The organism is Arthrobacter zhaoguopingii, assembly GCF_009828595.1.
GTDB lineage: Bacteria > Actinomycetota > Actinomycetes > Actinomycetales > Micrococcaceae > Arthrobacter_D > Arthrobacter_D zhaoguopingii.
Genome location: NZ_WPNY01000001.1, coordinates 88,969 through 113,672, shown reverse-complemented (window position 1 = coordinate 113,672; position 24,704 = coordinate 88,969). Strand labels below are relative to the sequence as shown.

At 69.6% G+C, this 24,704-nt stretch carries 23 protein-coding genes and 1 riboswitch; of the genes, 11 read left to right on the top strand and 12 right to left on the bottom strand.

Annotation, left to right across the window (positions count from 1 at the left end; all coding sequences use genetic code 11):
- Positions 1–86 precede the first annotated feature (86 nt).
- A complete protein-coding gene (locus tag GVV86_RS00550) occupies positions 87–3,158 on the bottom strand; it encodes an AfsR/SARP family transcriptional regulator (RefSeq protein ID WP_159800794.1) in 3,072 nt (1,023 codons plus the stop codon).
- A 208-nt stretch (positions 3,159–3,366) separates the two neighbouring features.
- On the opposite strand from GVV86_RS00550, the gene GVV86_RS00545 reads away from it, so the two are divergent.
- The 5 genes from GVV86_RS00545 (at position 3,367) to GVV86_RS00525 (ending at position 7,021) form a co-directional block, all read left to right on the top strand.
- Positions 3,367–4,509, top strand: a complete 1,143-nt coding sequence (locus tag GVV86_RS00545; RefSeq protein WP_159800792.1) for an S-(hydroxymethyl)mycothiol dehydrogenase — start codon at positions 3,367–3,369, stop codon at positions 4,507–4,509.
- On the top strand, positions 4,506–5,183 hold the full coding sequence (locus GVV86_RS00540; RefSeq protein ID WP_159800790.1) for an MBL fold metallo-hydrolase: 678 nt from the start codon (positions 4,506–4,508) through the stop codon (positions 5,181–5,183). Before GVV86_RS00545 ends, GVV86_RS00540 begins: the two co-directional genes overlap by 4 nt.
- 176 nt (positions 5,184–5,359) lie before the next feature.
- Complete coding sequence (locus GVV86_RS00535; RefSeq protein ID WP_201291314.1) at positions 5,360–5,758, top strand: RidA family protein; 399 nt, start codon at positions 5,360–5,362, stop codon at positions 5,756–5,758.
- A 124-nt stretch (positions 5,759–5,882) separates the two neighbouring features.
- Positions 5,883–5,951, top strand: a riboswitch (guanidine-III (ykkC-III) riboswitch).
- A 10-nt stretch (positions 5,952–5,961) separates the two neighbouring features.
- Positions 5,962–6,276: a DMT family transporter gene (locus tag GVV86_RS00530; protein ID WP_159617798.1), complete on the top strand. Its 315-nt coding sequence runs from the start codon at positions 5,962–5,964 to the stop codon at positions 6,274–6,276.
- Positions 6,277–6,682: 406 nt separating this feature from the next.
- Positions 6,683–7,021, top strand: a complete 339-nt coding sequence (locus tag GVV86_RS00525) for a YnfA family protein (RefSeq protein ID WP_159617799.1) — start codon at positions 6,683–6,685, stop codon at positions 7,019–7,021.
- Positions 7,022–7,128: 107 nt separating this feature from the next.
- On the opposite strand, the gene GVV86_RS00520 is transcribed toward GVV86_RS00525, so the two are convergent.
- The gene (locus tag GVV86_RS00520; protein ID WP_159617800.1) at positions 7,129–7,410 is read right to left on the bottom strand and encodes a hypothetical protein; all 282 of its coding nucleotides are present in this window, start codon (positions 7,408–7,410) and stop codon (positions 7,129–7,131) included.
- 226 nt (positions 7,411–7,636) lie between these two features.
- On the opposite strand from GVV86_RS00520, the gene GVV86_RS00515 reads away from it, so the two are divergent.
- Positions 7,637–8,407 carry a CHRD domain-containing protein gene (locus tag GVV86_RS00515; RefSeq protein WP_159617801.1) on the top strand — a complete coding sequence of 257 codons (771 nt, stop codon included), beginning with the start codon at positions 7,637–7,639 and terminating at the stop codon, positions 8,405–8,407.
- A gap of 128 nt (positions 8,408–8,535) precedes the next feature.
- Positions 8,536–9,144 (top strand): flavodoxin family protein, encoded by a 609-nt coding sequence (locus GVV86_RS00510; RefSeq protein ID WP_159800788.1) that lies wholly within the window; start codon positions 8,536–8,538, stop codon positions 9,142–9,144.
- Positions 9,145–9,156: 12 nt separating this feature from the next.
- On the opposite strand, the gene GVV86_RS00505 is transcribed toward GVV86_RS00510, so the two are convergent.
- Entirely contained in the window at positions 9,157–11,214 is a 2,058-nt protein-coding gene (locus tag GVV86_RS00505) for a PhoX family protein (protein WP_159800786.1), read from the bottom strand.
- Between the two features lie 191 nt (positions 11,215–11,405).
- Here GVV86_RS00505 and GVV86_RS00500 point away from each other — a divergent pair, with 191 nt between their 5' ends.
- The gene (locus GVV86_RS00500) at positions 11,406–12,098 is read left to right on the top strand and encodes an aspartate/glutamate racemase family protein (RefSeq protein WP_159800784.1); all 693 of its coding nucleotides are present in this window, start codon (positions 11,406–11,408) and stop codon (positions 12,096–12,098) included.
- A gap of 12 nt (positions 12,099–12,110) precedes the next feature.
- On the opposite strand, the gene GVV86_RS00495 is transcribed toward GVV86_RS00500, so the two are convergent.
- The gene (locus GVV86_RS00495) at positions 12,111–13,130 is read right to left on the bottom strand and encodes an o-succinylbenzoate synthase (RefSeq protein WP_159800782.1); all 1,020 of its coding nucleotides are present in this window, start codon (positions 13,128–13,130) and stop codon (positions 12,111–12,113) included.
- Positions 13,131–13,290: 160 nt separating this feature from the next.
- Between GVV86_RS00495 and GVV86_RS00490 the strand changes: the two genes are divergently transcribed.
- Positions 13,291–14,250 carry a phosphatase PAP2 family protein gene (locus GVV86_RS00490; protein WP_159617806.1) on the top strand — a complete coding sequence of 320 codons (960 nt, stop codon included), beginning with the start codon at positions 13,291–13,293 and terminating at the stop codon, positions 14,248–14,250.
- On the opposite strand, the gene GVV86_RS00485 is transcribed toward GVV86_RS00490, so the two are convergent.
- Positions 14,241–15,104: an MBL fold metallo-hydrolase gene (locus GVV86_RS00485; RefSeq protein ID WP_246669823.1), complete on the bottom strand. Its 864-nt coding sequence runs from the start codon at positions 15,102–15,104 to the stop codon at positions 14,241–14,243. The two genes, GVV86_RS00490 and GVV86_RS00485, sit on opposite strands and share 10 nt — an antisense overlap.
- A 60-nt stretch (positions 15,105–15,164) precedes the next feature.
- Positions 15,165–16,661, bottom strand: coding sequence for an ATP-binding protein (locus GVV86_RS00480; protein WP_159800780.1), 1,497 nt, complete (start codon positions 16,659–16,661; stop codon positions 15,165–15,167).
- Between the two features lie 173 nt (positions 16,662–16,834).
- Between GVV86_RS00480 and GVV86_RS00475 the strand changes: the two genes are divergently transcribed.
- Positions 16,835–17,632, top strand: coding sequence for an NYN domain-containing protein (locus GVV86_RS00475; protein WP_246669850.1), 798 nt, complete (start codon positions 16,835–16,837; stop codon positions 17,630–17,632).
- Positions 17,633–17,694: 62 nt separating this feature from the next.
- Here the strand turns inward: GVV86_RS00475 and GVV86_RS00470 are convergent, their stop codons facing one another.
- From GVV86_RS00470 to GVV86_RS00460, 3 genes are read right to left on the bottom strand one after another with little or no spacing between them, the layout of a single operon-like run.
- Entirely contained in the window at positions 17,695–19,233 is a 1,539-nt protein-coding gene (locus tag GVV86_RS00470; protein ID WP_159800776.1) for a dihydrolipoamide acetyltransferase family protein, read from the bottom strand.
- Entirely contained in the window at positions 19,230–20,339 is a 1,110-nt protein-coding gene (locus tag GVV86_RS00465; RefSeq protein WP_159617810.1) for an alpha-ketoacid dehydrogenase subunit beta, read from the bottom strand. The genes GVV86_RS00470 and GVV86_RS00465 overlap by 4 nt, the downstream gene beginning before the upstream one ends.
- The gene (locus tag GVV86_RS00460; protein ID WP_159800774.1) at positions 20,336–21,466 is read right to left on the bottom strand and encodes a thiamine pyrophosphate-dependent enzyme; all 1,131 of its coding nucleotides are present in this window, start codon (positions 21,464–21,466) and stop codon (positions 20,336–20,338) included. Before GVV86_RS00460 ends, GVV86_RS00465 begins: the two co-directional genes overlap by 4 nt.
- A gap of 208 nt (positions 21,467–21,674) precedes the next feature.
- On the opposite strand from GVV86_RS00460, the gene GVV86_RS00455 reads away from it, so the two are divergent.
- Positions 21,675–22,118, top strand: a complete 444-nt coding sequence (locus GVV86_RS00455) for an Lrp/AsnC family transcriptional regulator (protein WP_120167838.1) — start codon at positions 21,675–21,677, stop codon at positions 22,116–22,118.
- 80 nt (positions 22,119–22,198) lie between these two features.
- Here the strand turns inward: GVV86_RS00455 and GVV86_RS00450 are convergent, their stop codons facing one another.
- From GVV86_RS00450 to paaD, 3 genes are read right to left on the bottom strand one after another with little or no spacing between them, the layout of a single operon-like run.
- Complete coding sequence (locus GVV86_RS00450) at positions 22,199–22,981, bottom strand: enoyl-CoA hydratase/isomerase family protein (RefSeq protein ID WP_159801164.1); 783 nt, start codon at positions 22,979–22,981, stop codon at positions 22,199–22,201.
- Positions 22,982–23,006: 25 nt separating this feature from the next.
- A complete protein-coding gene (gene paaE / locus GVV86_RS00445) occupies positions 23,007–24,167 on the bottom strand; it encodes a 1,2-phenylacetyl-CoA epoxidase subunit PaaE (RefSeq protein ID WP_159800772.1) in 1,161 nt (386 codons plus the stop codon).
- A 1-nt stretch (position 24,168) separates the two neighbouring features.
- Positions 24,169–24,699 carry a 1,2-phenylacetyl-CoA epoxidase subunit PaaD gene (gene paaD, locus GVV86_RS00440; protein WP_159617813.1) on the bottom strand — a complete coding sequence of 177 codons (531 nt, stop codon included), beginning with the start codon at positions 24,697–24,699 and terminating at the stop codon, positions 24,169–24,171.
- Positions 24,700–24,704 lie beyond the last annotated feature (5 nt).

Here is a 24,704-nt window from a genome sequence, read left to right as displayed (position 1 = left end):
TGAGGTGGTGGAACCACGGTCGCAGGAGACCCTTGCAGGTCACGCACCATCGGCTGACAAACCGGCATGCCACCCCGACGGTCACCTCACTGACGGGTGGCGCCTCGGCTTCCGGCCGCCTCGCGCGCCTGGGGAACGGCGGTGCCGAGCGCGTAGGCAATTGCCTCGGACCGGGTCAGCGCCGAGCCAATGGCCACGCAACGCGTGGTGTCCGACGGACCGAGGCAGCGGGCCAGATGCACCCACCGCTCCGCGGCGCGGTCTGCCTCTGGGCCTCCGACAACCGACGCTTCGGGTGCGCACTCGGCCGCGGACAGCAGGACGACGGCGGGCCGGGGCCGATCGAGGTCGGTGAGCAGTTCGGCCAGCAGGCGCAGCGTGGTCCACTGCTGGACCCACATGCCCGAGCGCTGCCAGTGCTCGATGACGGCAGGGAACGCCGCGGCCGCACGGCCGTAGTCCCGCCCCCGCATGGCGCCGGAGAGAAGGGAGACCATCGCAACGCCTTCTACGTAGCCCGCCTTCACGGTCCGGGCGGCTGCCACCGCCTCCTCCAGAGCGGTGGCAGCCCTGTCGGGGTCGTCGACCAGCGCCACCTCCCCGTCGACGAAGTAAGCGAACGAGCGTCCGGCGGGGCAGCCAACGGCGGCCGCGAGCCGGACACAGGGGGTCACGGCGTCGCGCGCGCCCTCGACATCGCCGCGGTACAGCCGGGCCAGGGCGATGTCCGCCAGCAGGATGACCCTCCACAGCGGCGAGACGGACGGGGCATCGAAGGCTTCACGGGCAAGTCTTTCCGCCTCGAGGTAGGAGCCCCTGAAGATCGCCACGATGTTCGCCGACGCCGGGCACAGCCATGCCCGTTGTGAGACCTGCGGGTGGGCCTTGAGGGTCTGCCGCGCTGCAACCAGGAGCCGCTCCGCTTCATCGAGATCACCCTGCAGGCAGGCGGCCTGCGCAGCCGCGCTCTGGACGGCCACGGAAAGGGGATGTCCTGCCAGGTCGGGATGGACCGCCAGGGCCCGGGCCCAGGGCCACAGTTCGGACTGTTCGTGGATCTGCGCGTAGTTCGCCAGGGCGACTGTGATCCTTGCGGCCGCCGTGAGGTCGGACCGGCTGATACATCCCTGCCACGCCGTGCGGATATTGGGCAGTTCGGCTTCCAGGATTCCGACCCACTGCGCCTCATCGGGTCCCTCGAGAGCACCCTCGGCTTCCTCCACGAGTTCCACGACCCACGCGGTGTGCGAAAGCTCCGCACCGCCGGCCGCCGTATCCGCCGCGAGCCGTTCGGCGGCGTAGGCGCGGAGGGTCTCGAGCAACGAGTAGCGGAGGCGTCCACTCCTGTCCTGGCGGACCGAGACCATGGACGCGTCGACCAGACGGGTGAGGGCCTTGACCGTCGAGCACCCGGCAAGGGTCCCGCCGGCGACCCGCTCGGCGGCCTCGAGGGTGAACCCACCGTCGAATACCGACAGCCCGGCGAACATCGCTCTTTCCGGAGCCGTGAGCAGCGCGTAGGACCTGTCGATGACTGTCCGCAGCGACGACTGCCGCGGCAGGGACAGCAGATCCAGCCGGTCGTCGAGCCGGTCCCGCAGGCCCATCACACCAAGGGTCCGCACCTGACCGGCGGCGAGTTCGATCGCCAGGGGAAGGCCGTCGAGGCGGCGGCACAACTCGTCGACGGCGGGAAGGGTTCGCTCGTCAAGCGTGAAGTCATCCTGGACCCGCCGCGCGCGTTGTTCGAAGAGCCGCGCTGCCACCGATCGATGCCCCTGGGCCGGCGCCTCCGTGGAATCCTGTGCTTCGTTGTGGGTGGAGAGCGGTCCCAGCGGAACCACCTGCTCGGACCGGAGCCCAAGCCGCTCCCGGCTGGTGGCCAGGACCGTCAGGGCAGGGCCATCACTGAGCACCCGCTCGAGGAGGTCCGCGACCTCGCCGAGCAGGTGCTCACAGTTGTCGAGCACCAGGACAAGCCGCCGGGTCCTCAGGTAATCCACGAGGATTTTCCCGAGCGGTTCCTCCGGGCCCGGACGAACGCCGAGCATGCCGGCAAGAACCGGGTCAATGCTGTCACCACGGCGCAGGGACGAAAGCTCCAGCACCACCACGGGGAACGCATCGGGGTCCCGTGCCATGGCGGAGACAACTTCCATGGCCAACCGCGTCTTCCCCACCCCTCCCGTGCCGGTCACCGTCACCAGCGGTGACACGGCCATGGCGTCCCGCACCCGCCGCAGATCGGCATCCCGGCCGAGCAGCGGGGCCGGAGGGCTCAGCCAGGCCCGCGGAGGCCGCGGGGCATTAGTGGTAGACCTACCGCGCTGCGGTTCCAGAGCGGGGTGCTGCGCCAGGATGTTGGCTTCCAGTGCGCCGAGCTCCGCCGAAGGATCCAATCCGGCCTCTTCGGCCAGGCGCGCCCGGTATCCGCGGAGCGTATCCAACGCCTCGGTGGGTTTCCCGCCGCGGTACAACCCCAGGGCCAGCAGGCGGTGCGGCCTCTCGCTCAGAACATCCTGCGCCGTCATCCGGCGCAGGTCCGGCAGCGCCTCGTCGTACAGCCCTGCCGCGAGGCGGGCTTCGACCAGATCCTCGGTGATCCTCCGGTGCAGTGCATCAAGATGGAGCTGCTCTGCGGCCAGCGCGGAATCCGGCCAGCCGGGCAGACCGGCGAACTCCTGCAGCGGCCGGCCCCGCCAACAAGCCAGTGCGCGGAGGAGCAACGAGACAGCGGAGGCCGGACGGGAATCCAGCGATTGTGCTGCGGCAGCCACGGAGGAGGTCACCTCGTCCACGTCGACGTCGCTGCCTGTCATCGCCAGACGGTAACCGCCAGGGGTGCGCAGCACCGGGCATTCCAGGTCAGGGGCCGCCTGTACCCACGATGCACGCAGTCTCGAGATATGGCTTTGGAGACCGTTGCGTGCATCCCTCGGCGGATTATCCCCCCAGACGGCATCGATGATTGCGTCCTCGCCCACGGATGCCCCCCGGGCGACGAGCAGGAGTGCCAGGACGGCCCGGCGGCGGAGGCCCCCGAGGGGGAGCAGCCGCCCCCGAACGGTCACTGCCAGCGGTCCGAGCAACCGGTAAGCCACGCGGCCGTCATCGTGCGGGCGTTCCCTCACCTGGCTGGTCCCGAAATCGTGCTCCATGATCTTTCCGACGCCGCGCTGTGGAGCTTCAATCGTCGAACCGCATTCCGAGGGCGTCAATAGGGGCGCGACGTCAAGGCTCCTCGTCTCGTGAAGGTGGCATCATGCGTGCGTCCGCTGGTCTTCAGTAGTGTGGGGAAGACGAGTTTCTCCACAGGGAACGGCACTGCGGGCCCGGTGGGCTCTCCTCCAGCCGAAAGGGATTTCCATGCATGAGGTTCAAGCCGTCGTCGTACGGGCCAAGAACGGGCCCGCCGCCGTTGAGACCATCCTGGTTCCCGATCCGGGGCCCGGTGAGGCGCTGGTCGACGTGCTCACCTGCGGGGTCTGCCAGACGGACCATCACTACAAGGTCGGTGCGGTGGGCGACGATTTCCCCTACCTGCTTGGGCACGAGGCGACCGGCGTCGTCTCCGCGGTCGGCGAGGGCGTCACGGAGGTGGCCCCCGGGGATCGGGTGATCCTGAACTGGCGTGCCGTGTGCGGGCAGTGCCGGGCCTGCCGCAAGGGCCAGCCCTGGTACTGCTTCAACACCCATAACGCCACGCAGAAGATGACCCTGCTCGACGGCACCGAGCTGTCCCCCGCACTGGGCATCGGCGCCTTCGCCGAGAAGACCCTCGTCGCCGCGGGACAGTGCACGAAGATCGAAGGCGACCTTGCGGAGCATCAGTACGCGGCCGTGGGCCTGCTCGGCTGCGGCGTGATGGCCGGCATCGGCGCGGTGCTCAACACCGGTGCCGTGCAGCGCGGCGAGTCCGTGGCCGTCATCGGCTGCGGCGGTGTCGGTACGGCCGCGGTCGCCGGGGCTCAGCTGGCCGGCGCCACGACGATCATCGCCGTGGACCTCGACGACGACAAGCTCGCCACCGCCCGCTCCTTCGGCGCGACGCACACCGTGAACTCCAGGGAACAGGACCCCGTCGAGGCGATCCGGGAACTCACCGGCGGCTTCGGCGCCGACGTCGTCATCGACGCCGTCGGGATCGCCGCCACCTTTCGGCAGGCCTTCGAGGCGCGCGATCTCGCCGGGCGGTTGGTCCTCGTCGGCGTCCCTGACCCCGGCACCACCTGGGAGATTCCGCTCGACCAGGTCTTCGGCCGCGGCGGATCGATCAAGTCGGCCTGGTACGGGGACACCCTGCCCTCCCGGGACCTGCCCATGCTGGTGGATCAGTACCGGCTGGGCCGGCTGGACCTCGACGGCTTCGTCTCGGAGCGGATCGGACTCGGCGACGTGGAGCCCGCCTTCGAGAAGATGAAGACCGGCAAGGTGCTGCGCTCCGTCGTGGAAATCACCGACAGCCGATCGGCCTCCGCTGCCGCAGCCCAGACGGAGGCCGCACGGTGAGCGCCGGTCCGGCATCCCCGCGCACCGACGCCACGGGCCGGGTCCGCGTCGAGCACCTGGTGACCTCCGGAACGTTCTCCCTCGACGGCGGCACGTGGGAGGTGGACAACAACGTGTGGATCGTCGGTGATGATCAGGAATGCGTGGTGATCGACCCCGCCCACGACCCTCAGGCCGTCGTGGACGCCGTCAACGGACGCACCGTCAAGGCGGTCCTGCTCACCCACGGCCACGACGACCACATCCGGGCCGTCCGGGACGTCGCGGCGAGGCTGGGCGCGCCGGTCCACCTGCACCCGGCCGACACCATGCTGTGGGAGCAGGTGCATCCGGACACCGCCGCCGACGCTGAGATTACCGACGGCGACGTGTTTTCCGTGGGCGGGGTGGAACTCACCGCCCTGCATACCTCCGGCCACTCCCCTGGGTCGGTCTGCTTCCGGGCTCCCGGCCTGGGACCCGACGGGGTGCTCTTCTCCGGTGACACCCTCTTCTCGGGCGGGCCCGGCGCCACCGGGCGGTCCTACAGCGACTTCGGCACCATCATCGAGTCGATCCGGACCCGGCTGCTCACCCTCCCGGCGGCCACCGAGGTGCTGACCGGCCACGGCGACTCCACGACCATCGGGGCGGAGGCCCCGCACCTGCAGGAGTGGATCGACCGGGGGCACTGACGCCCGGGGCCCGTCACATTCCACCAACGAAGCTCCATCCCTTCTCCGGGCCGGATGCCGTACCTATGGTGAAGTTATCGGACTGGAACTGAACCCACGTCCGAGACCGGATGGGGTGCTGACGGAGGCAACCCATCGGCGCGCCCATTGACCTTCACGATCAGATGGGACACGAGATGGAAAATACGGATTCGGTCTTCAGCTTTGGCCTCCCCTGGGAAGACGCGTTCGGTTACTGCCAGGGGTTGCGGGTCGGGACTAACTTGAGGATATCCGGGCAGCTGTCCCACGATCTGGAGGGCAACTTCCTTCACGTCGGAGACTTCGGCGCGCAGGTCCGGGTGACGTTCGAAAACATCGACCATGTACTGGCGCACTTTCATGCCAGGCGCGACCAGATCGTTGAAACGAACGTCTTCCTGCGGGACTTCCGCGAGAACTTCGCCACCTTTGGAGCGCTCCACAAGGAGTATTTCGGCGACTACCGGCCCGCCAGCAATGCCTGGGGCGTGACCGATCTGGCGCTTCCCGACCAGCTGGTGGAGATCGCCGCCCACGTGGACCTCACGAAGTAGGACGAAAGAACCCAGACGGGATCCGCCCACATACCTGCAGGAGGCGCCGGCCGCGCGCCAGGCCTGCGCGGTGTCCGTGCGGCGCAGCACCTTGGAGGTTTCGCCCCGGGCGTGACTAAATGGGAGGGAGCGGCCCAGCAGGGCGCTCCCGGACGATGGGTGCCGTACCCGGTGTGCGACAAGACGGCCCGGAGGAGTCTGTGATGGCGTGGATCGTGCTCGTGATTTCCGGTGTCCTGGAGGCGGTCTGGGCGACGGCGCTGGGCAAGTCGGACGGCCTGAGCCGGATGGGGCCGACCATCGTCTTCGTCGTCTCCATCCTTGCCAGCATGGCCGGCCTGGCCTATGCCATGCGCACGCTGCCCGTAGGCACGTCCTACGCCGTGTGGGTCGGGATCGGCGCGTCGCTGACGATCATTTACGCCATGGCCACCGGAACCGAGCCGGCGTCGCTGCTGAAGATCGTCTTCCTGACGATGATCATCGGCGGCATCATTGGGCTCAAGCTCATCCACTGACCGTACTGTTGGCGGTTCGGTCCTTCCTTCGGACCCGTGCTGGGATGTCCGGGACAGGCGTGGACGCGCGTCGGCCCTCTGGGCGCCGGCCGGGAACAGCCCGGCCAGGAGATTTTCGACCCGGGCCCGGACGTCATCACGGATGGCGCGGACCTCCTCGAGGGGCCGGCCCCGGGGATCGGCCAACTCCCAGTCCTCGTAGCGCTTGCCGGGAAAGTCCGGGCACACATCCCCGCCACCTATGGTGATCACGACATCGGAGGCCTGGACCTGCTCGGTGGTCATGAGCTGAGGGACGGCCTGAGAGATGGCAATTCAAGGTACCCGGCCGCCATCTGGGACCGGCCGGCGTTGGCTTCGGTTCCTCCCCCATCCCCAGTTCCGCGGAATGGGCGACACTAAGGGGATGATCCTGAAAGTGGTGGTGCTCTTCGCCCTGGCCGCGGTCGCTGAGATCGGCGGGGCCTGGATGGTGTGGCAGGCGGTGCGTGAAGGCCGCCCCTGGTGGTGGGCGGGCATCGGCCTGATCGCGCTGGGCGTGTACGGCTTCCTAGCGACCCTCCAGCCCGATCCCCACTTCGGGAGGATCCTGGCCGCCTACGGCGGGGTGTTCGTGGCGGGCTCGCTCGCCTGGGGCGTCGCGCTCGACGGCTTCCGGCCGGACCGGTGGGACATCCTCGGGGCCGGCGTGTGCCTTGCCGGCGTGGCCATCATCATGTTCGCGCCGCGGGTCCCTGTCTCCTAGCGGCGGAGGGCGCTTCAGGGCGCGGGGCCCGGCTGCGCCGCCGGGAGGGCCGCTGCCGGGAAGCACGGTCGGGTGCGTCCCCGGCAGCGGCGTCGTGGGCCGGCGGGCTATCCGGCGAGTGGAGCCGCCCGGCGGAGCCTGGCACTGAACAGCAGGTCGTCAACCTCCTCCAGTGCCCTAACGGCCTCGCATAACCGGCTCTGGGCCGTGCCCGGACCGGCGTCCTTCCCGCTCGCCTCCGCCTTCTCACAGGCAAGGCGCGCATCGAGGAGGATCTGTACCCGCCGCAGCCGCAGCGTCTCCAGTTCTTCGAGATCACCCGCCCGGCCCTGCTCCCGGCCTTCCGCGGCCTCCTGCAGGTCGATGACGTCGGCGCTCAGCGATTCCATAGGGATATGGTCCTGCACCCCGGCACCATCCGCAACAACCGAATCACCTGTAACAGGGAAAAGTTTTTTGCCGGAAAACAGCCGTAACATGCAGAACAAGGTAAGGCTGCTGAATATTTTTTGGTTATTTCCCGAAACAACCAATCCACTTTGCAGGGCCCGCCGAACACCCTATAAGCACATCCCAAGATGTGCGCTCACCGCACAGTGAAGGAAATTGATCTCCATGAACAAGAACATGCGGCTCCTCGCAGTACCCTCCCTCGCCCTCGGCATGCTGGCGCTCTCCGCCGCCCCCGCCCTGGCGGCGGACGGCTCCTACTCCTCCACCCTCGGCCAGCTCAACGGCAGCACCGGCGCAGGCACCATCACCGTGGATGTCACCGGCGACAAGGCAATGGTCAACCTGCAGGTCTCCGGCCTGGCCGAGACCTTCATGGACGGGCCCTACCCCCACGTCCAGCACATCCACGGCGGCGCCGAGGGTGTCTGCCCGACCCCCGCAGCCGATGAAAACGGCGACGGTGTCATCAGCACCACTGAAGGCGCACCCTCCTACGGCGGCATCCTCACCACGCTGACCACCTCCGGCGCCACCAGCCCCGAAGAGGGCCTGAACGTCAAGCTCGGCGGCCAGGGCGGCAGCTACACCATCCAGCGTGAGATCGACCTCAACGCCGAGACCAAGGCCTCCCTCGAAGCCGGCACCGCCGTCGTCGTCGTCCACGGCCTTGACCCCGCAACGCTGAGCCCCGAAGCCCAGGAAGCCAAGAGCGACCTGACCCCGGACCTTCCGCTGGCAGCAACCTCACCGGCACTGTGTGGAACCCTTGTCGCCTCGCAGATGGGCGCGATGCCCAACGGTGGCGCTGACACGGGAGCCACCCAGGAGACCGGATCCAACGTCGGCGCCCTCGCCCTCGGCGGTGGCCTCGTCCTGGCCGCAGCAGCAGGCGGAACCTACATGGTCCGCCGCCGCAGCGCCGATCAGGCCTAAGCAACACCGCACGATTGACGCTTACCTCTGACAGAGCGTCGACACCGGCCACCGCAGTGTTCCCCCGCTGCGGTGGCCGGACCGTTTAACCCGATAATCCCCGCCGCCACTCCCCGGAAAGGACCGCCATGACCGAACTCTCCGCCGTCGCACTGATCTGTTCCCTCTCGCCTTCCCCTGCACCCTCAAGCAGCGATCGGATGGCCCACCACGTCCTTGATCAGCTGGCCCTCCATGGCGTCACGGGATCCACCGTGCGCGTCGTGGATTACAACGTACTGCCCGGTGTGCAGACGGATATGGGCGCCGGCGACGACTGGCCCGCCATCCGGGCCCAGATCCTCGCCGCCGACATCCTGGTCCTCTCCACCCCCATCTGGATGGGCCACCCGTGCAGCATCGCCCAGCGGGTGGTGGAGCGCCTCGACGCCGAGCTTTCCGAAACCGACGACGCAGGCCGTCCGACCATGTACCAGAAGGTGGGTGTGGTCGCCGTCGTGGGCAACGAGGACGGCGCGCACAAGACCATCGCCGACATGCTGCAGGCCCTGAACGACGTCGGCTTCAGCATCCCGGCCCAGGGCGGCACCTACTGGGTCGGCGAGGCGATGCAGACGGTCGACTACCAGGACCTCGACGCCGTACCGGAGAAGGTGGCGGCCACCACGGCCGGTGTCGCCCGCAACGCCGCCCACCTAGCCCGCCTGCTCCGCGACCACCCCTACCCGGCCGGGTAACGCCCGGCGGGCTCAGCCCCGGTAGACCTGCACCACCGAGGGCCGGGGAAGCGCACCCTGGCCGGGGGCCGGCTGAACGCCGGCGGGCACGTAATCCGGGAACCGGGACACCTGGGCCGCCCAGGTGCCGTCCTCCCCCGGGTGCTGGACCGCAACGAAGACCGAGCGTTCGTCGTCGTGGATGATGGGCCCGCAGGTCTCGGCGTCGCGCGGCACGGCAAGGAACTGCTCGACCCGCCCCCGCTCGGCGCCGTCGAGGCCCACCTTGAACAGGCCGTCGCAGTAGCCGATGGTGCCCGGCTGACCGTCCGTGGAGATCCACAAGTTGCCCACCGAATCGAAGGCGAGGTTGTCGGGGCAGCTGATCGGGGAGACCTTGTCTGCGGGATATCCGCTGAAGTACGCCGTAGAATTCTTCGCCGGGTCGCCGCACACCAGCAGCAGGTTCCAGGTGAAGCGCGTGGCCGTGGCGTCCCCGCCGGCCTCCGTCAGCTCCACCACGTGGCCGTCGCGGTTGGCGGTCCGCGGGTTCGCCTCGTCCGCCGCCGCGTTGGTGCCGGTTCCCCGGTTGGTGTTGTTGGTGCAGGCCACGTACACCCTGCCGGTCGCCGGGTTCGGTTCGACGTCCTCGCACCGGTCCATCTTGGTGGGGCCCACCTTATCGGCGGCGAGGCGTGTGAAGACCGCCACCTCGGCCGCGCTCATCCCCGGCACCGCCGATTCGTTGTCCAGCAGCAGCGGCAGCCACTCCCCGACGCCGTCGAACGCGCCGTCGGCCGGCAGCGCCCCGGTGCCGTTGATCTCGGGCACGGAGTTGCCTTGGAACCGCGCGACGTACAGCGAGCCCTGGGAGAGCAGTGACATGTTCGCGCGCCGGGCCTCGGGGGTGTTCCCGGGCTGGACCGGATTCGTGGAGACGAACTTGTAGAGGTAATCGAACCGCTCGTCGTCCCCGGAGTAGGCAACCACCCGGCCGTCGGGAGCGACGGTCACGTTCGCGCCCTCGTGCTTGAAGCGCCCCAGCGCCGAATGCTTGCGGGGGGTGGAGGTGGGATCGAACGGGTCGACCTCCACGATGTAGCCGAAGCGGTGCTTCTCGTTCTCGTAGCCCGGTATCCGCGTATCGAAGCGGGCCTCATCGAGTTCCCAGCGGCGGACGGTGGGCTTGGAGCCGAGACCGTACCGGCGGTCCCCGGCGCTGGTTCCGGCGCTGACGAAGTACCCGTTGAAGTTCTCCTCGCCGGAGAGGATCGTGCCCCACGGGGTGGTGCCGCCCGCACAGTTCCCCAGCGTGCCCAGCACCGTGCGGCCGGCCGGGTCGTCGATGGTTTTCACCAGGTCGGATCCCGCGGCAGGACCGGTGAGTTCGTAGGGGGTCGTGGTGAGGAAGCGCCGGTTTCGGGGTGCGCCCTGAACGTAGCTCCACGGCTTCGCCGTGTTCTTGCGTTCAAGCTCGACGACGGACAGCCCATGGGCAGCCTTGCCGATCCCGCGCACCTCGGCGGGGAGAAGGCTCGGCGGCACCATGATGGCCTCGTTGGTGTACTCATGGTTGGCGAACAGGACCGCACGGCGTCCCTTGCTGCCGGGCAGGGTGAGGATGTCGGTGTAGTCGCAGTTGTAGCCGAACTGGAGGGCCTGAGCGGCCGCGCTCTGGTTTCCGGCGTCGAAGGCGGGTGAGTTGGAGAACAGCGGATCGCCCCAGCGGATGACCGGCTTCCAGGTGAAGCCGGCAGGAACCGTCATGTCATCGATCAGGGCGTCCACGGGCGCGATGGGCGTGAAGGTGAGCTTGCTGCGCGGCCCGCCCAGGGCGACCGCCTGTGGAAGCCCCGTCCCGGGCCCGGCGGCCGAGCCCACCAGCAGGGTCAGGGCCCCCGCGGCGCCGGCGCCCAGCAGGTTACGCCGGGAAAACTCGGCCGAGACGACGTCGCGGAAGTAGTTGTTCTCCGAGGTGTTGCAGACCGCAGACGCACAGGCGTTGTCGCACTTCAGGGCACAGGTGACGGCGCTTCGCTTGCCTTTGGTGTGTCCGAGCATGGGGAGCATCCGGCGGGTGGTTTCACTCATGGGGTGTGCCTTCCAAGGGGACGAACTGGCGTTGGACTCTCGTCCGACCTTGGCGGTGGAAACCGACCTCCTCCGTTCCCGCCGGTGAACGGGCAAGAAACCCTGACGAAACACTTGACCCACCGGTCTCATATGGAACACCCCCGCGTAACCGAAAGACCGGCCCGCACCCGGTCCGCTACGGTGGGCGCATGAAACGCATCGGCCTGCTCGGCGGGATGAGCTGGGAAAGCTCGGCGCTCTACTACTCGCTCATCAATGAGGGAGTCCGCGACCGGCTCGGCGGCCTGCACTCCGCCTCCTGCGTCCTGATCTCCGTGGACTTCGCGCAGATCGAACGCCTCCAGGCCCAGGGTGAGTGGCAGCGGGCGGGCGAGATCCTCGCCGGGGAGGCGCGGCGGATCGAGCAAGCGGGCGCCGACCTGCTGGTGCTCTGCACGAACACCATGCATAAGGTCGCGGCAGCCATCGAGGACGCAGTGTCCATCCCGTTTCTCCATCTGGGCGACGTCACGGCCCGTGCGGTCCTTGATGCAGGACTCCGGACGGTGGGTCTGCTCGGAACGAGATTCACCATGGAGCAGGCCTTTTACGTGGACCGCCTCGCCGCCCACGGACTCGAGGTGCTGCTTCCCGGCCCCGAAGACCAGGCGGTGGTGAACGCCGTCATCTACGACGAACTGGTGCTCGGTGACATCCGGGACGAATCGCGGCGCAGGTACCATGCGGTGATGAAGGACCTGGCCGGACGGGGTGCCGGGGGCATCATCCTGGGCTGCACGGAGATCGAGCTGCTGATCGGGCAGGGCGATTCGGAGCTGCCGGTATTCGCCACCACCCGCCTTCACGCGGAGGCGGCCGTGACGGCGGCCCTCGCCGGGTGATTCCGGGTCGCCTCAGCCCCCGGCCGCGGCGAGCACCCGGTGGACCCGCTCAAGCCGGTCAAGCCACCACTGCCGCCGGTCCGCCGGCGCGGCGAAGGCCTCCAGCAGAGCCGGGGACGCGGTGACCCGACGGACCGGGAGGAACCCGCCGTCGGGCACCAGCGGTTCATCGGTGACGTCGCCCTCCATGAGGGAGACCGTGGCGAGTCCGCAGGCGTAGGGAAGCTCCGGCAGCGCCGCGGCGAGGGCCACCCCGGCACGGATGCCCACGGAGGTGTCGAGCGCGGAACTGACGACGGCGGGCAGCCCCGCCCGGGCCACGAGGTCCAGCGCCCTGCGCACTCCCCCGAGGGGGGCGGCCTTGATCACAAGGAGGTCGGCGGCGTCCTCCCGGGCGACCCGCAGCGGGTCCTCCTCGCGCCGCACGCTCTCGTCGGCGGCGATGAGCACTGGCACCTCCCGCCGGCGCAGCTCATTGCGCACCGCGCGCAGCCCCGGGATGTCGGCCACGGGCTGTTCGGCGTATTCGAGCCGGTGTTGGGCGAGCTCGGTCAGCGCAGTCAGCGCCTCGCTTTCGGTCCAGCCACCGTTCGCGTCGACGCGGAGAGCCGCGGAGGGCAGCAGCCGGCGCACCTCGGCCACCCGGGAAAGGTCCTGGGCAAGGTCCTGGCCCCGTTCGGCGACCTTGACCTTCACCGCGCCGACGCCGTCGAACCGGGCGAGGATCTCCTCGACACGGGCCACGGGCACTGCCGGGACCGTGGCGTTCACCGGCACCTGCTGCCGCACCGGCTCCGGGAATCCATGCCACCCCGCCTCAAGCGCCGAGCGCAGCCAGCTCGCCGCTTCACGGTCTCCGTATTCGGGGAACGGGGAGAACTCGCTCCAGCCGACGGGCCCCTCGATCAGAAGCGCTTCCCGGACCAGCACGCCCCGGAACCGGACCCGCATGGGCACGGTGACGACGCGCGCACGCTCCCGAAGCTCTGCCAGCGGGGGGAGGAAGGGGGCGTGGGGGTCGGATGTGCTCACGCGTCTAGGCTACGTGGCGCTGGAGTGCCCGACGCGCCGTCGCTGCCGCCGAAACAGCAGCTCACCACGCTTTCATCCCCGCACAACGTGGTGAACTGCGGACTCGACGGGATGGCGGGGCAATTCAGGAACTTTCAGCCGGATATGGAACAGTTGGTGAATGACCTTGCAACGAGGACCTCTTCGGTGGACCCGTCGGCGGGCCAGGGCGGCACGCAGCCCCCAGCTGTTCGTTCTGGGCGCAGCGGCGTGCTTCACGGCCCTCGGCTGGACCTACTGGTTGTTCGTTCGGACCACCACCGGACAGTTCGCCGATGAATCGGCATGGGCGGAGGCCGATACCGCCGCCCCGGACGGCGCCCTGCCGTTTCTCCGCTTCCTCGACAACCTGCCGCTGATCTCCGTGGTCATCGCCGCGGCGACCCTCCTGTTCGTCACGCTGGTGCGGCGCCGCTGGGCCGCGGCGCTTCTAGCCCTCGGCGCCATGGCCGGCGCCAACCTCACCACCCAGATCCTGAAGAACATGGTGCTCGACCGCCCCGACCGCGGCGTGCCCACCCTCGATTTCAATTCATTACCCTCGGGGCATACGACGCTGGCGGCGTCCGCGGTGGCTGCGGTCTTCCTTGTGTCCTCGCCGCGCTGGCGCCCGCTCATTGCAGCCGGCGGCGGGATCTATTCGGTGCTGGCCGGCGCCGCGACCTTCGTCAACCTGTGGCACCGCCCGGCCGACGTGATCGCCGCCCTCCTCGTCGTGGGGGCGTGGACGCTCCTGGGCGGCCTGCTGGTGATGCGCACCGGCAACGAGTGGAACGTGTGGCCCGGCTTCGGCCGTCACTGGGCGTCGTCGCGCTGGTGGCTCGCGCTCTGCTGGGTGGCCGGCCTGGCAGGCCTGGTGCTGTCCGCGCTGCTCTATGTCATGGTGCAGCAGATTGGTCCGGCACCTATCCCCGGGACGGCGCGCGTGCCCTTGTTCTTCTGGGCCGGCCTTGCCTCGATCGTGGGCACCGGCTTCACCCTGGCCGGAGCGGCCGGCTGGCTCTTCACCTCTCAGGCCCGGATCACCGGGGACCGCCCGCACCCCCACAAAGCCGCCGCGCGGCCCGGCGCTCAGGGCTGACGGGAGAGCCACTTCCAATGGGCGAGGGTCCGGAGCCTGTCCAGCAGCACCCGTGACCGCTCCGGACCGTAGGGCAGGAGCGGGACCGCCTTGGTCATGTCGATGGAGGCCTCGTCCATGGCGATCTTGGTGACCCGGATGGCCGCACGCATCTTTTCCATCTGCGTGCCGACGAACCGCACGTCCACCGGCGCCCCATGCCCGGGAACGAAGACGTCGTAGAGGTCCTCGAGCGCCGTGATCTTTCCGAGCGTCCGGATCCAGTCGCTGGGAAACGAGTCCTCGAAGGCCGGGTCGGCGCCCTCTTCGACGAGGTCACCGGTGAAGAGCACGTTGCCGGCGCCCACCAAGAGGTCGTGGTCGGTGTGGCCGCGGCCGAGATGGAACAGGGTGACCTGGATGCCGCCCAGGTCGAGGTCCACCGGCTTGCCCTCGACCAGGCGGGTCGCTGCCGCGAGGTCGGTGTGCGGGCCTTTTCCGGCGGCCATCTCGGGTTCGACGCCGGCGACGAGGGCACGCTGCTGCTCGCCGCCCTCGAGCATTGCCTCGCTGCAGCGCGAGGTGGCCCAGATCTGCTCGACGCCGTGCGCGGCAAGGTAGCTGTTGCCGAAGTAGTGGTCGCCGTGGGCGTGGGTGATGACGGCGGCCAGCGGCAGGTCCGTCACCTCCCGGACCCTGCGCAGAATCTGCTCCGCCTGCCGGGGCCCGGCCCCGGTGTCGATGATCAGCCCGCGCTCGGAACCGAGGACGAAGCCGACGTTCGCGGCGAATCCGGGCAGTGAAAGAACGCGGATGCCGGGCGCCGGTTCCTGCCACGACGCTTCCTGCCCCGGGGCATCGGGTATAGCGGACACGAAGTTCCCTCTCCATAGGCGATGGACTTCCAGTCTAGGAGCCCCGGGCTCCGACGGGACTCATCCCACGGGGCCGTGGTGGGCCCAGTCCCCCGGCGGGAACTCCTGCCCCGGAAAGAACCCCGGGCCCGGCGCGGTGCCGGGACCCGGAGGATAGCCCTGCCCGGCCGGGGAGTTCGGGCGGTGCTGGCTCCCGAGCAGGCTGCGGGTCAGGGTGGCGCCGTCGGCCATCAGCTCCTCCACCGCGGCCCCGAGATGGACGTCGGAGACGTCGGCGCCGGCGAGCTGGGCCCCGAGAACCGCCCGGCGCACAAGCTCCCGGACGAAGGAGGCGGTGGTTCCTTCGATGCGCGCGGCGGCCGCGGCCAGCGCCTCCTCGCTGAAGCGGATCCTGCGTGAGTAAAGGCGGAGCAGCTCGATGCGCTCGCGCTCGGAGGGCAGCGGGATGTTCACCGCGAGATCGACCCGGCCCGGACGCTCGGCCAGCGCCCGCTCGAGCATGTCCACCCGGTTCGTCGTCAGGACGAAAGTGACGTCGGCGTCATCGTCCAGTCCGTCCATGGCATCGAGCACCTCGAACAGCAGGGGCTGCGGGCCGTGGCCGTAGCTGCGGTCCTCGGCGATCAGATCGCAGTCCTCAAGGACCACCACCGAGGGCTGAAGGGCGCGGGCCATCCGGGCGGCCTCGCTCACGAAGGCAAGGGTGCCGCCGGAGAGCAGGATCGCCGTCGTCCCCCCGGTCCTTCCGAGCAGGTAGCGCACGGTGTGGGTCTTTCCCGTTCCCGGCGGCCCGTACAGCAGGATTCCGCGCTTGAGGTGCTGGTCCAGGGCCTTGAGTGCCGCACGGTGCGCGGCGACGCCCACCGCATGCTCGGAGATCTTCTGCAGAAGGCCTTCGGGCAGGATGACGTCCGCCTCCCCGAGGGCCGGGCGGTGGTGGAAGGTGACGCCGGCGCTGCCCTGCCCGTAGTCGTCCATCGTCAGGGAGATCACCTGGCCCTTGAGCACGCTGTCGCTCTGCAGCTGCCGGCGCAGCTCGGCGAGGAACGAGTCCGTTGCGCCGGGGTCGGGCGAGAGGACCTCGAGCGATGCGGTCATCCGGCCGTACTGGGGGCTCGCGCTGCGCTGGAGCACGACCAGCGGGACCCCGTCCCGGGTGAACAGCCAGACGCCCAGCGCCACCGCCTGCCGCTGAGCGTCGGGCCCCACGGCCACGTTCGTGTAGTCGGGCTGGGAGAGCGGAAGCCGCGGGAAGAACTGCTGCTGCTGGAGCATGTCGCTCAGGGATAAATGGTGGCGCTGGTCTCCCCCGCCGATGCCGACAAGCCGGGCGTCCGGGTCCTTTCCGGCCTCTCCGGCCAGGACGATGTCGAGATCCACGAAGCGGTGGGAGGGAACCTGTTCGAGGACCACCGGAACCTCGGGTGCCGGGCGCCCGAGGTGTTCGCTCAGGAGCGGGACAAGCTGTTCACCCTGGGGACCGCGCGGTCCCTGCGCCTGCGCCAGCTCCACCAGGGCAGCGAAGTCGGACAGAAATTTCCCCATTGATTCATCCATGGGCAGAGACTACCAGCGGCGTTCCGTCGCCGAACGGCATGGTTCCGGCACCGGGAAATGAATTTCATATCCAATTAGCTCTAGTCACACCTGAAACATGTGGGCTACTTTCTTCAAATACCTGAATACGCCATATGAGGTAATTCCTTCCGCTCCAACCAGGACAGGTGACTATGGAACCCGGCGGAACACCACCCCGGCGGAACGTTGCGGTTTTCCTGGACATGGAGAATCTTTACGGCGGGGTTTCCGGGCACCCAACCTCCGTTCCCGTGGGCTCGATCATCAAGGACATTGGCCAGCTCGTCCGCGACAGCGGAGTTGGAGCGCTGACTGCGGTGGCCCGGGCCTACGCGAACTGGGGGCGGGCTGAGATGGGCACCTACCGCCGCCAGCTGCTCGGGCATGGCGTCGAGCCGGTTCAGATCTTCTCCTTCAGCCAGGACATCAAGAACGCAGCCGATATCGAGCTCGTGGTCGACGCGCTCCGGGTCGCTGCCGAGGCGCCGTGGATCGAGGTTTTCGTGATCGTCAGCGGAGACGGCGGGTATGTCCCGCTGGTGCGGCGGCTGCATGCGCTGGGCAAGTATGTGATCGTGGTGACGACCTCCGGTCCCGACGTCGGGGCCGTCAGCAGCATGCTCCGGTCGGCCGCGGACCAGTTCCACGTCGTCGCGGTTCCTGAGCCGCCTGCACCGGCGCCGGCGGCTGACGCACAGCCCGCGCCACCGCCGACCCTGGCCGAATACCGGGAGGCCATCCTCTCGCTGGTCGGTGCGGATCCCGAACTGCTCATCGACGGCCGGGTCAATGGGGCCCGCCTGGGCATGCTCCTGCGCAAGCGGTGGCCCGGAATCACGAGCAAGAGCTTCCAGTACCGGAGCCTTGGGGCCCTGGTCGAGGAAAACTGCGGCCTGCGCATGATCCGCCACGTCGAGCCGAAGCCCGTCCCGGAGATGGTTCCCGCCTGAGCTCCCGCGGGGCCGGCTCCACGGACTCCGCGAGGCCGGTCGCCGCCGCCGGGAACGCTCCGCTACAGGTCGGCCAGCAGCCGGGCGGGGTTCTCCATCGCGTCGGCCACGAACCGCAGGAACCCGCCGGCGGTCCCGCCGTCGCAGACCCGGTGGTCGAAGGTCAAGGTCAGCTCGGTGACCTTCCGCACCGCCAGCGCCCCGTCGACAACCCAGGGCCGGTCGATGATCCGTCCGACGCCGAGGATCGCCGACTCCGGGTGGTTGATGATCGCGGCGCTGCCGTCCACCCCGAAGACGCCGTAGTTGTTCAGCGTGAAGGTCCCGGTGGTCAGCTCCGCCGGAGTGGCCTTCCCGGCGCGGGCGGCTTCGGTCAGGCGGCGGATCTCGGCATCCAGGGCCCGGGCGTTGAGCAGGTCGGCCCTCCGGATGCTGGGCACCACGAGGCCGCGGTCGGTCTGGGCGGCAACCCCGAGGTTAATGCCCTCGACGGTCAGGAGCTCCTGGGAGCCGTCCTCACCGGTGAGGACGCGGGTATTGAGTTCGGGATATTTCGCCAGCCCGGCTACGACGAACCGCGCGATGAACGCCAGCAGGCCAGGGGCGCCGCCCTCGGACTTCAGCGAGGCCCGCAGGTCCAGCAGGGCGGTGGCGTCCACGTCAACCCACACCGTCGCCTCCGGGATCTCACGGCGGCTGCGCGAGAGGGTGTCGGCGATCGTCCTGCGCATCCCGCGCAGGGGGACGCGCTCGAGGACGGCAAGTCCGGACCGCTGGTCGGTGCCGGACGCCGGCTGCTCCGCCGTGGGCGCCTCCACCGCCGGCCGTTCCATCCCCGGCCGTTCTCTGTCCAGGGCGGCGAGGGTGCCGGTTCCGCGGCCGGCGAGCGCCGCCTCGACATCCCGGCGCAGGATCAGCCCGTCGGGGCCGCTTCCGGTGAGCTCCCGCAGCACCAGCCCGCCCTCGAGCGCCATCCGGCGGACCAGGGGCGAGATGCAGCGCACGGCCTGCACGGCGCTCCGCCCGCTGGTCGGCGCCGGGGCCGCGGGCCCCGGGGTGGCCTGGGTGGCCGGGCGCGGCGATGCACCGGCGGTCCGGCGCGCACGGGTCCGCTTCCCCGTGCTGCCGCCGGGGGTGCCGTAGCCGATCAGGACGTTCCCTGAACCCTGCTCCGGCTCCGGTGCTGCGGCGGCCGCGGCGGCGGTCGAGATGCCGGCCCGCTCCTCGTTCCGGTAGGTTTCGGCCTCCGGCCCGGCGCTGGTTCCGGCGACGGGGTCAACGCGCGGGGCGGCACCGGCGGCTGGCGGCTGGACGGCGGGCTCTTCTGCCGCCGGTGCGCCGGCGGCCCGGACGGAGATCAGGGGGGCGCCGACGTCGAGGGTCTCCCCTGCCGCCCCGTGCAGCACCGCGATGGTGCCGGCGTAGGGGCAGGGCACCTCGACGACGGCCTTGGCCGTCTCGACCTCGGCGACCGGCTGGTCGACGCGGACCTCATCGCCCTCCTTGACCAGCCAGTTGACCAGTTCGGCCTCGGTCAGGCCCTCACCGAGATCGGGCAAACGGAACACCTGCAGGGACGCCGGCAGCGCTTCGGTGCTCATTGCCCGTCCTCCCACTGCAGCTCGTCAACGGTGTCGAGGATCCGGTCGACACTGGGCAGGAAGTGATGCTCCAGCTTGGGTGCCGGATAGGGGATATCGAATCCGGTGACGCGCCGGACCGGCGCGGCCAGGGAGTGGAAGCACCGCTCCTGGACCCGGGCGACGATCTCCGCGGCGACCGAGGCGAATCCCGGAGTTTCGGCGATCACCACGGCCCGCCCGGTGCGGCGCACGCTCGCGCACACCGTCTCGTCGTCGAAGGGTACGAGAGAGCGGACGTCGATGACCTCAAGCGACCGGCCCTCCTCGGCGGCGGCCGCCGCGGCGGCCATGGCGGTGGGCACAGAGGGGCCGTAGGCGATCAGGGTCGCGTCGGTGCCGGAACGGGCGACGACGGCGCTGCCGATGGTCCGCGGCGCGGAGCCGTCCTCGAAGGTGCGGCGCAGCTCCCCGAGGTCGACGACCTCCTTGGACCAGTACAGCTTCTTCGGTTCGAGGAAGACGACGGGATCCGGCAGGGCGATCGCCTCGCGCAGCATGAGGTAGGCGTCGCGGACCGTGGCCGGGGCGAGGACCGTGAGGCCGGGGGTGTGCGCGTAGTAGGACTCGGAGGAATCGCAGTGGTGTTCCACCCCGCCGATGCCGCCGGCGTAGGGAATGCGGATGACCATGGGCAGCAGCACCCGGCCCTTGGTGCGGTTGGGCAGTTTGGCGACGTGGCTGACCACCTGCTCGAAGGCCGGGTAGGCGAAGGCGTCGAACTGCATCTCCACGACCGGGCGCATGCCGTTCATCGCCATCCCGACGGCCATGCCCATGATCCCGGCCTCGGCCAGCGGGGTGTCGAAGCAGCGCCCGGGGCCGAAGCGGGCGGTCAGCCCGTCGGTGATCCGGAAGACTCCGCCGAGGGGCCCGACGTCCTCGCCGAACATCAGCACCGAACCGTCCGCCTCCATGGCGTCGGCAAGGGCGGTGTTGAGGGCCTTGGCGAAGGTCACGGCCGTCGCCGCGGACGGGACTGTGGCCTCGGACTGGGCCGCCGACGGGTCGGCGGGCCGGTCGGGCGCCTTCACCGGGGCCGCCGCGCGTTCAGAGATCTGGGTCATGGCTGGACCGCCTCACGTGAGAGCTCGTCGCGCAGCAGGTCGGCCTGCTCCCGGAGCTGCGCTGTTTTCTGAGTGTAGACGTGGGCGAACAACTCCTGCGGGTCGACCTCGACGTCGGCGTTGAGCCCGGCGCGGATCGAGGCCGCGAGGGCTTCGGCGTCGGCGGCGAACCGCTCCTCCTCGGCGTCGTCGAGCAGGGACATCCCGCGCAGGTAGGTGCGCAGCCTGCTGATCGGGTCCTTCGGGATCCACTTGTCGACGTCCTCGGCGGACCGGTACCGCGTGGCGTCGTCGGCGTTGGTGTGGGCCTGCATGCGGTACGTGTGGGCCTCGATCAGGGCCGGCCCGCCGCAGCTGCGGGCGGAGTCGACGGCCGCACCGAGCACCGACAGGAGCGCGGCGAGGTCGTTGCCGTCCACCCGCTCCCCCGGCATGCCGTAGCCGATTGCCTTGTGGGCCAGGGACGGCGCCACGGACTGGCTCTTCAGCGGCACCGAGATGGCGTATTCGTTGTTCTGCACGAAGAACACCACCGGAACGTGGAACACGGCGGCGAAGTTCAGCGCCTCGTGGAAGTCGCCCTCGCTGGTTGCCCCGTCGCCGCACAGGGCAAGGACCACGGTGTCCTCGCCGCGCAGCTTGGCGGCGTGGGCGACGCCGACGGCGTGGAGCAGCTGCGTGGCCAGCGGGGTGGCCTGCGGGGCGACGTGCAGTTCGTAGGGGTCGTAGCCCGAGTGCCAGTCGCCGCGCAGGAGGGTGAAGACCTCCAGCGGATCCACGCCCCGGGTGATGACGGCGACGGTGTCGCGGTAGGTGGGGAACAGCCAGTCCTGGGACTGCAGGACGAGGGCCGCGGACACCTGGCAGGCCTCCTGCCCGTGGGAGGAGGGGTAGACGGCAAGGCGCCCCTGGCGTACCAGGGCGTTGGCCTGGTCGTTGATGCGCCGGCCCGAGATCAGCCGCGCGTATCCCGCCAGGAGGGCCCGGGGGTCCGGAAGCGCGTAGCGGGCGTCGGAGCGGGCCTCCCCGTGGTGGTCGATCAGCTGCACCGGAACCGGCGAGGGCAGCAGCTGCGTGTCGGCCCCGCCCTCCGTTCGGGTGGAGTCGCTGTTCGTTGGAATCGTCATGTCCGCCTCCGTTGGCCGTGTCCTCGACAGCGTCGGCGCCGCCCGCGGATCGCAGAAGGCAGTATTGGATGCTGTGTCACCTTAGTATCGCTTCGGGATGCATTTCGTATCCATCAAATGCGGAAAGTCTGGAAGGATTGACTCCTGAGGGGCCGGATCGGAGACGAACGGTGCATGTGAGCTGGATTACAGGAGCGGAGAGAGACAGATGGCCGATGGCCTGTTGGACGAGGTTGACCGCAGGATTCTGGCCGAGCTGACCCGGGACGGACGGCAGTCGGTCACTTCGCTCGCCGAGAACGTCCACATCTCACGGGCCCACGCCTACTCGCGGATCTCCCGTCTCACCGAAGAGGGGGTGCTGACGAAGTTCACGGCCCTGGTGGACCCAGTGAAGGCCGGGCTGAAATCCTCGGCGTATGTGACCCTGAAGGTGCGCCAGCACTCCTGGCGGGAGCTCCGGGAGAAGCTGAGGGAGATCCCCGAAATCCACCACATCGCCCTGGTCGGCGGGGACTTCGACGTGATCCTGCTGGTGCGCGCCGAGGACAACCTCGACCTCCGCCGGGTGATCTTCGACCGGCTTCAGTCGATGCCGGGCGTCCTCGACACCCAGACCTTCCTGGTGTTCGAGGACCTCGACACCCGGTAGGGCGCGGACCAGCTCCCGGTGTGCCTGGGTGCCGAGGTGCCGCGGGCTGCCGCGGCATCGAGGCACCCAGGCCGGTGCCGCTACCGCCCGGCGAAACGGGGCGCGCGCTTCTCCTGGAAGGCGGTGAACCCCTCGGCGTAGTCCGGCGTCCGGCAGAGGGCGGCCTGGGCCGCGTTCTCCTGGTCCACGGCCGCCCACAGCCCCAGCCGCCGGTCGCGGATCTCGGCTACCAGCTGCTTGGAGGCGCGGAAGGCCCCGGTGGCCCCCGTGGCCACCCGGGCCGCGGTGGCGCGGGTGGTTTCCAGGAGGTCGCCGGCGGGCAGCGAGCGGCTGAACAGGCCCGACCGCACGGCCTCGGCACCGCTCATCAGCTCGGCGGTGTAGATCAGGTCGAGGGTGCGGTGGGCGCCGAGGCGCTCGGTGAAGAGCCAGTGGCCGCCCGAGTCGAGGGTGGCCCCAAGGTTGGCGAACGGCGAACCGATCTTGGCGTTCTCGGCGGCGTAGACGACATCGGTGGCGATGAGCAGGCCCAGCCCGACGCCGAGGCACGCGCCCTGGGCGGCCGCGAAGGTCGGCGCCGGGAAGGCGGACATCTTCTTCAGCAGCGGGGTGACCAGCCCGGCGAGGTAGGCGTCGGCATCGTCGGTGTCCGGGGAGACCCCGGAGATGTCGCGGCCGGCGCAGAAGGCGCGGCCCTCCCCGCGCAGCAGCAGTGCGCGGACGGACCCGTCGGCGGCGGCCGCCTCGGCCTCGTCGTACGCCCGGGACAGGTCCGCGAGCGCCTGCTCGTCGAGGGCGTTGAGCTTGTAGGGGGCGTTGAGGGTGATCTCGGCGACGCCGTCGTTGAGCTCAAGCGAAATCATGGTGTCCTGCAGGGTCATGCCTCTCCTAGGCGTCGTAGTCCACCGACACGGCGTCGCTGGTGGGGCGGGCCTGACAGGTCAGGACGTACCCCTTGGCCAGTTCGTCGGGCTCCAGGGCGTAGTTCTCTTCCATTTCCACGGTGCCCGAGACGATCTTTGCACGGCAGGTTCCGCAGACCCCGCCGGCACATGCGAAGGGCACGTCGGGGCGCACCCGCAGGGCGGCGTTGAGCAGGGATTCCCGGGCGTGGGTGGGGCTTTCGACGGTGCCCTGCAGCCCGTCGAGGCGGAAGGAGATGGTGTAGTTCTCGCCGTTGTCGGCCGGCCGGACGGGCCGCCCGGTCTGGCCCTCCGGGCGGGCCGGTTCGCCGGTGCTGAACAGCTCGAAGCGGATCTTCTCGGCCGGCACGCCCCGCTCGGCGAGGGTGTCCCGGCACAGCTGCACGAGTTCGAAGGGCCCGCAGAGGAACCATTCGTCGACGTCATCCGTGCGCAGCACGCCCCCCAGCAGGGCCTGCAGCTTCTCGGCGTCGATCCGGCCCGAGAGCAGCGGCGAGATCCGCTGTTCGCGGGAGAGCACATGGTGGACGGCGAACCGGGCCGGGTAGCGGTCCTTGAGGTCGGCGAGGTCCTCGAGAAACATCACATCCATCGCCGCCTTGTTGGCGTAGATGAGGTCGAAGCGGACGTTCTCCCCGGCGGCGAGGACCGAGCGCGCAATGGAGATGACCGGGGTGATGCCGGAACCGGCTGCCACGGCGACGAAGCTGTTCTGGGTCGCGGTGTCGATTTTCTCGGGGTGGTTCAGCTCAGTCATTTCGTGCTTGGAGATGAACTGGCCCATGGGGCTCATCACGTCGAGCCGGTCCCCCGCCTTGAGGGACTCGTTGGCCCAGCTGGAAAACACCCCGCCCAAATCCCGCTTGATCGCCACCCGGATCTCCCCCGGGCGCGGTTCGGCGCAGATGGAGTAGCTGCGGCGCACTTCCTTCGGCTCGCCGTCGATGTCGAGCGTGGTCCGCAGCGCCACGTACTGGCCGGGAACGTAGTCGTATTTACCGGCCAGGTCCGCCGGCACGGCGAAGGTCACCTCGACGGCGTCCTCGGTCAGCCGGCGCACCTCGGCCACGGTGAGTTCGTTGAAGGCGGTGCGCCGCTTGTTGGTCGGGGCGAAGGTAACGGCCATGTCAGAGCACCTTGAAGTAGTCGAAGGGTTCCCGGCAGTCCTGGCAGACGTAGAGCGCCTTGCAGGAGGTGGAGCCGAAGCGGGTGAGCTCGCGGGTGTTCAGTGAGGAGCACTGGGGGCATTTAACGCTCAGGCCCACCCGCACGGGCCCGGCCGCCGCCTTCCCCGTGGGCGGGGCGATGCCGTACCGGTTCAGTTTGGCCTTGCCGTCCTCGGTCATCCAGTCAGTGGTCCAGGCCGGAGCGAGCACCAGTTCCACCCGGGCGTCCGCGTAGCCGTGGGCACTGAGGGCGGCGAGCACGTCGTCGCGGATGGCGTCCATGGCGGGGCAGCCCGAGTAGGTGGGCGTGATGACCACGGTGGTTCCGGTTCCGCCCGGACCGACGCGGGCGTCCCGGAGGACGCCCAGGTCCTCGATGGTGAGCACGGGGATCTCCGGGTCGCAGACGGTGGCGGCGATGTCCCAGACGGCGGCGGCGGCCGGATCGGCCGGCCGGTGCGCCGAGGTGGAGGTGCGGGTGTCGGTGCTCATGAGGG

Bases quoted from the DNA above. Each gene is read 5' to 3' on its own strand.
- GVV86_RS00550 (WP_159800794.1), bottom strand. From the start codon at position 3,158: ATGGAGCACGATTTCGGGACCAGCCAGGTGAGGGAACGCCCGCACGAT.
- GVV86_RS00545 (WP_159800792.1), top strand. From the start codon at position 3,367: ATGCATGAGGTTCAAGCCGTCGTCGTACGGGCCAAGAACGGGCCCGCC.
- GVV86_RS00535 (WP_201291314.1), top strand. From the start codon at position 5,360: ATGGAAAATACGGATTCGGTCTTCAGCTTTGGCCTCCCCTGGGAAGAC.
- GVV86_RS00530 (WP_159617798.1), top strand. From the start codon at position 5,962: ATGGCGTGGATCGTGCTCGTGATTTCCGGTGTCCTGGAGGCGGTCTGG.
- GVV86_RS00525 (WP_159617799.1), top strand. From the start codon at position 6,683: ATGATCCTGAAAGTGGTGGTGCTCTTCGCCCTGGCCGCGGTCGCTGAG.
- GVV86_RS00520 (WP_159617800.1), bottom strand. From the start codon at position 7,410: ATGGAATCGCTGAGCGCCGACGTCATCGACCTGCAGGAGGCCGCGGAA.
- GVV86_RS00515 (WP_159617801.1), top strand. From the start codon at position 7,637: ATGAACAAGAACATGCGGCTCCTCGCAGTACCCTCCCTCGCCCTCGGC.
- GVV86_RS00510 (WP_159800788.1), top strand. From the start codon at position 8,536: ATGACCGAACTCTCCGCCGTCGCACTGATCTGTTCCCTCTCGCCTTCC.
- GVV86_RS00505 (WP_159800786.1), bottom strand. From the start codon at position 11,214: ATGAGTGAAACCACCCGCCGGATGCTCCCCATGCTCGGACACACCAAA.
- GVV86_RS00500 (WP_159800784.1), top strand. From the start codon at position 11,406: ATGAAACGCATCGGCCTGCTCGGCGGGATGAGCTGGGAAAGCTCGGCG.
- GVV86_RS00490 (WP_159617806.1), top strand. From the start codon at position 13,291: ATGACCTTGCAACGAGGACCTCTTCGGTGGACCCGTCGGCGGGCCAGG.
- GVV86_RS00480 (WP_159800780.1), bottom strand. From the start codon at position 16,661: ATGGATGAATCAATGGGGAAATTTCTGTCCGACTTCGCTGCCCTGGTG.
- GVV86_RS00475 (WP_246669850.1), top strand. From the start codon at position 16,835: ATGGAACCCGGCGGAACACCACCCCGGCGGAACGTTGCGGTTTTCCTG.
- GVV86_RS00470 (WP_159800776.1), bottom strand. From the start codon at position 19,233: ATGAGCACCGAAGCGCTGCCGGCGTCCCTGCAGGTGTTCCGTTTGCCC.
- GVV86_RS00465 (WP_159617810.1), bottom strand. From the start codon at position 20,339: ATGACCCAGATCTCTGAACGCGCGGCGGCCCCGGTGAAGGCGCCCGAC.
- GVV86_RS00460 (WP_159800774.1), bottom strand. From the start codon at position 21,466: ATGACGATTCCAACGAACAGCGACTCCACCCGAACGGAGGGCGGGGCC.
- GVV86_RS00455 (WP_120167838.1), top strand. From the start codon at position 21,675: ATGGCCGATGGCCTGTTGGACGAGGTTGACCGCAGGATTCTGGCCGAG.
- GVV86_RS00450 (WP_159801164.1), bottom strand. From the start codon at position 22,981: ATGATTTCGCTTGAGCTCAACGACGGCGTCGCCGAGATCACCCTCAAC.
- paaE (WP_159800772.1), bottom strand. From the start codon at position 24,167: ATGGCCGTTACCTTCGCCCCGACCAACAAGCGGCGCACCGCCTTCAAC.
- paaD (WP_159617813.1), bottom strand. From the start codon at position 24,699: ATGAGCACCGACACCCGCACCTCCACCTCGGCGCACCGGCCGGCCGAT.